This window comes from Candidatus Binatia bacterium (assembly GCA_036382395.1).
GTDB lineage: Bacteria > Desulfobacterota > Binatia > HRBIN30 > HRBIN30 > JAGDMS01.
Genome location: DASVHW010000046.1, coordinates 1 through 4,147 on the forward strand (window position 1 = coordinate 1; position 4,147 = coordinate 4,147).

The following is a 4,147-nucleotide window of genomic DNA, read 5'->3' on the forward strand; positions in this document are numbered from 1 at the left end:
CACCTCCAGGGCTCGGCCACAGCCATGGCCATGATAGATGGGCACGACTTCGGGGACCGCCTTGGCGATCAGGCGCACCACGCCGTTGGCGCAGGAGACGGATGGAATCACCACGACGTGGTTTCTGATGCCGACCGACCCGTCGGGTCTTTCGTATCCCAGGAATGTCTCCACCTTTTCACCTTCCTTTTTTCTCTTTGATATCCAGATTATGGCTATGGACCCATCCGCCTTTGGTTATCAGCTCTTTGGCTTCGCCGATGATCTCGCCGTACTTGATGACCTCCGCGTTCAAGGCAATGTCCATCAGGGCCACCTTGTGGCTGTAGGGAATATCAGTCAAAGCAGCGAATTTCCGACCGTCCGACAGACAAACGTTCTCGCCCTTCTGGATGTCCTCCAGGGCGATGGCCACATTGTCTTTTGGATTAATCACAATGACGTTTGGTTTCACTTCTGCCTCTCCTTCTTTTACATGGCGATTGCGGAGGTCAGTGTCACCATCAAATACCTGCTGCCTGCAGCATCATTGTCTTCCGCTGGCTCGCGTGGCGCGCGGGCGGGTGCGCTTGCGGCGCCCGGCTGCCACCGGCCGCGCCAGCGCGGCGACGATGAAGTCCACGAGCGCGCTCTCCGCCGCCGCCTCGTGGATTACCTGCGTTGGATGCGGGTCCCAGTGTCGGTCCACCGCCCAGTGAAAAATGGTCTCCAGCATGAGCCGCGCCGTCACGGCTGGCTCGTGCACCGGCCGGAGCGCGCCCTCGCGCACCCTCGCCTCGAGGTATCGTCGCAGGAGGGCCACGGTCCCGCGCCGTACCCGCTCGAACCACAGTGCGGCAATGTCGGGGAAGTCTCGAGCCGACTTGTCAATCAATCGGATGCGCACTCGTTCTCCTGAAAGCGCCCGGTAGAGTTGGCGCACGATTCCTTCCAGCTCAACACGCCCGTCACGGGCAGCAGGTCGTCGGGCCTGCGTCAGCGTGGGCAGGAATTCTTTGCGCTCGATCTCATCGCGCACGTGGGCGAGCGTCGCTCCCGACCTGGGGGTTGCAATGGGCAGCTGCGGAGGGGCATCGAGCGGCTTGCCGGCGTAACGCAGGACCGCATCGAAGAGGGCTGCCTTGCTCTCGACGTACAGGTACAGCGTTCCCTTGGCGACGCCGAGGGCTGAGGCGATCTCCTCCATTTGCGTTTGCCGGTACCCGCGTTCGATGAACACTCGGGCGGCGCAGTCGATCAGGTCCTGAAGCCTCTTCTCCGGGATGCGTCGAGCCATGTCAGGTCCATTATCATAACTGACCCAGTCAGTCACTCATAACTTCAGTCCACCCTTGCGCGCCGCGCCTCGATGCTCAAGTCGTTTGTGCATCCAGTGCCGCGTCATTATGATGCGCGCCGATTATCGGGATCCGCGATCGCCGCACCCGGTGTCCATGAGAGAGGAACGAGCATGACGACCACAGCGCAGCGTTACGCCATTTCGCATTGGCCGGATACGGACGAACTCATCGCCAAGGGGCACCGACTGGTGTCCGCGCCGCCGCGCCCGATTCGACGCGACAAGATGCAAGACTACCTCGCCTACTTCGAAACCCGCTGTGCAGGCTCGAAAGCGTCGACGGCGGAAGCGGCGAAGTCCATTCCCGGCGGCGTGCAGCACAATCTGGCGTTCAATTACCCGTTCCCGCTCAACATCGCCCGCGCCGGCGGCGCGTACTTGTGGGACGTGGACGGCAACCGCTACGTCGACTTTCTGCAGGCGGGCGGCCCGACGGTGCTGGGCAGCAACTACGCTCCGGTGCGCGAGCAGGTCATCAAGGTGCTGAACGCGTGCGGACCGGTCACCGGCCTGTTCCATGAGTACGAGTACAAGCTCGCCGTCGTCGCCGGCGCGATCGACAACAGCGCTGCCGCGGTTGGATCCGGTGCGGTCCGCGACTACCAGACCCACCTCTATATCGGGACATCGTCCTGGCTTGCGGCCCACGTTCCGTTCAAGAAGACCGACATCGTGTCGGCGCTGGCCTCGGTGCCGTGCGCCATTCCCGGCCGCTACCTGTTGACGGCGTTGCAGGCCACGGCGGGCGGCAACCTGACCTTTCTGCGCGACAAGATCCTCTACCACAAGGACGAGCTGCTGCAGGAGGAAGAGGTTCCCGACGTGTATCAGCTCATGGATCGGATCGCAGCCCGCACGCCGGCCGGCAGCAATGGCGTCCTGTACACGCCATGGATCTATGGGGAGCGGGCGCCGGTCGAGGACTCGAGCGTGCGCGCGGCGATCTTCAACCTGTCGCTGGAGAACTCGCGCGCCGACGGAGAAATCAGCGAACGGCACGCTTGGCCCTTCAGTGCGCTAGGTGAGGAGCCGGATCGCCCACCAGCCGTAGATCAGAACCTGGACGAAAAACAGGCTGGCACGAATCTGGACGGCGGGCACGCTCGTCGACGCGATGTGCGTCAGCGACTGGCCAATGCGAGCGTACAGAACCCACATTGCCAGCGGATCGGTCACCTCGAGCCGGCCGGCGAGGCTCGCGCCGAGGGCGATCGCCGCGAACAGCGGCAAGGTCTCATAGCAGTTGTCGCGCGCGCGGGTGAGCCGGCGCCCGATGGGATCGAGGTCGGAGCCATCCGTGGCAAAGGTGTTTGCCGCCTTCCGCCCCGACACCACGAGCCCGATCCGGTAAAGGCCGAGCCCGAGGCTGAGCAGCGCAAACCAGCCAGCGAAGCCGACCAGCGCAGTGGCGGTTGCTCCCATGCTTCCCTCCTTGCGAGTTGGCGCCCGGCTCCGCTGCGGGCGCGTACGTTTGCTGCCTACATCTTCCGCCGACCTGGAGCAAACGGATCGAGCCGATGAGCACAAGACGTCCGCATCACTGGCCTGACGACGCGAGGCGCGCGCAGGTTTGGGTCGGCGAGGCGAGTGTCGTTTTCGGTGCCGTTTTGTGCCACAATACTACGTCAATGGGAAAGGGGGTCGCTAAGTGCGACATCTCTGGGTAGCAAGCGGGATTCTGGGTTTGGAATTTCGCGCCAACTGTATACTCCGCTTCGTTTGGATCACCGTCCTATCCGTAGGGAGGAACCCATGAAAAGAGGGCTCGTCTTCAGCCTGTTTCCATTCCTCGTTGCCGTGTTCATCTCTCTCCTGTGCAGCACCGCTCGGGCCTCCGACGATTACCAGGACAAGGAGACTCGTGAACTCGTTGCCCTGGTGAAGGACGCGGCGGAGCTGGTCCACGCCAAAGGGGAAGCGGCCTTTACCGATTTCCGCGTCTCCGGCAGCCGCTGGCGGCTGGCAGAGACGTATATTTTTGTGCTCGATCCCCAAGGGAACATGCTGGTCCATCCCGATCCGGCGATGGAAGGCAAAAATGAACTGGACCTAAAGGACATCAACGGGAAACCCATCATCCGGGGACTCATCGGTGCCGCCACGACGTTCCCCAGCAAAGCGGAAGGCTGGTACCACTACCAATGGCCTGTTCCGGGCGGGATTCTTCCCCGATGGAAAAGCAGCTACGTCCGGCTCGTGGCTGCTCCGTCAGGCAGAAGCTACGTCGTCGGTAGCGGCATGTACAACGACCGCATGGAAAAGAGCTTTGTAGTGGATGAGGTGAAGGACGCCGTCGGACAGATCGAGAAGAATGGCGCGGCGGCTTTTCCGCTCTTCCATAACCCGACAGGTCCCTTCATCGCCAAGGACGCCTACATTTTCGTCATCGACGCGAGTGGCGTCGATCTCGTCAACCCAGGCTTTCCGAACCTGGAGGGACGCAACCTTCTGGATCTGAAGGACACCCAAGGCAAGCAACTGATCCGGGAGATGCTCAAGGTGGCCCAAACCAGTGGTGCTGGCTGGGTCGACTATATGTGGCCCAAGCCGGGAGAAAGCGTCTCCACGCAGAAGTCGGCCTATGTAAGTAAAGCGAAGATGGGAGAAAAATGGGTGTTGGTGGGCTGCGGTGTGTATCTGGCCGATGCTCCCAAAGAGGCCCAGGCCGCCAAGAAGATGACCGCTCCGGAACTGATGACGCTTGTCCGCGAAGCAGCAGCAGTCTTGGAAACACAGGGCGAGGAGGCCTACCCCGAGTTTCGAAAGAAAGGGTCCAAGTGGTTCCGGGACGATACCTATTTCTTTGTC

Annotated in this window: 5 protein-coding genes; 2 read left to right on the forward strand and 3 right to left on the reverse strand. The window is 61.9% G+C overall.

From position 1 onward, the window contains the following. The 3 genes from VF515_02775 to VF515_02785 form a co-directional block, all read right to left on the reverse strand. Nucleotides 1-174: UxaA family hydrolase (locus tag VF515_02775; GenBank protein HEX7406554.1), on the reverse strand; the 174-nt coding region annotated here is incomplete at its 3' end. Nucleotides 175-178: 4 nt separating this feature from the next. Next, the gene (locus tag VF515_02780; protein HEX7406555.1) at nucleotides 179-454 is read right to left on the reverse strand and encodes a UxaA family hydrolase; all 276 of its coding nucleotides are present in this window, start codon (nucleotides 452-454) and stop codon (nucleotides 179-181) included. 72 nt (nucleotides 455-526) lie between these two features. Further along, a complete protein-coding gene (locus VF515_02785; protein ID HEX7406556.1) occupies nucleotides 527-1,276 on the reverse strand; it encodes a helix-turn-helix domain-containing protein in 750 nt (249 codons plus the stop codon). A 174-nt stretch (nucleotides 1,277-1,450) separates the two neighbouring features. On the opposite strand from VF515_02785, the gene VF515_02790 reads away from it, so the two are divergent. Next, entirely contained in the window at nucleotides 1,451-2,860 is a 1,410-nt protein-coding gene (locus tag VF515_02790; protein ID HEX7406557.1) for an FGGY-family carbohydrate kinase, read from the forward strand. Nucleotides 2,861-3,091: 231 nt separating this feature from the next. Beyond that, nucleotides 3,092-4,147: cache domain-containing protein (locus VF515_02795; GenBank protein ID HEX7406558.1), on the forward strand; the 1,056-nt coding region annotated here is incomplete at its 3' end.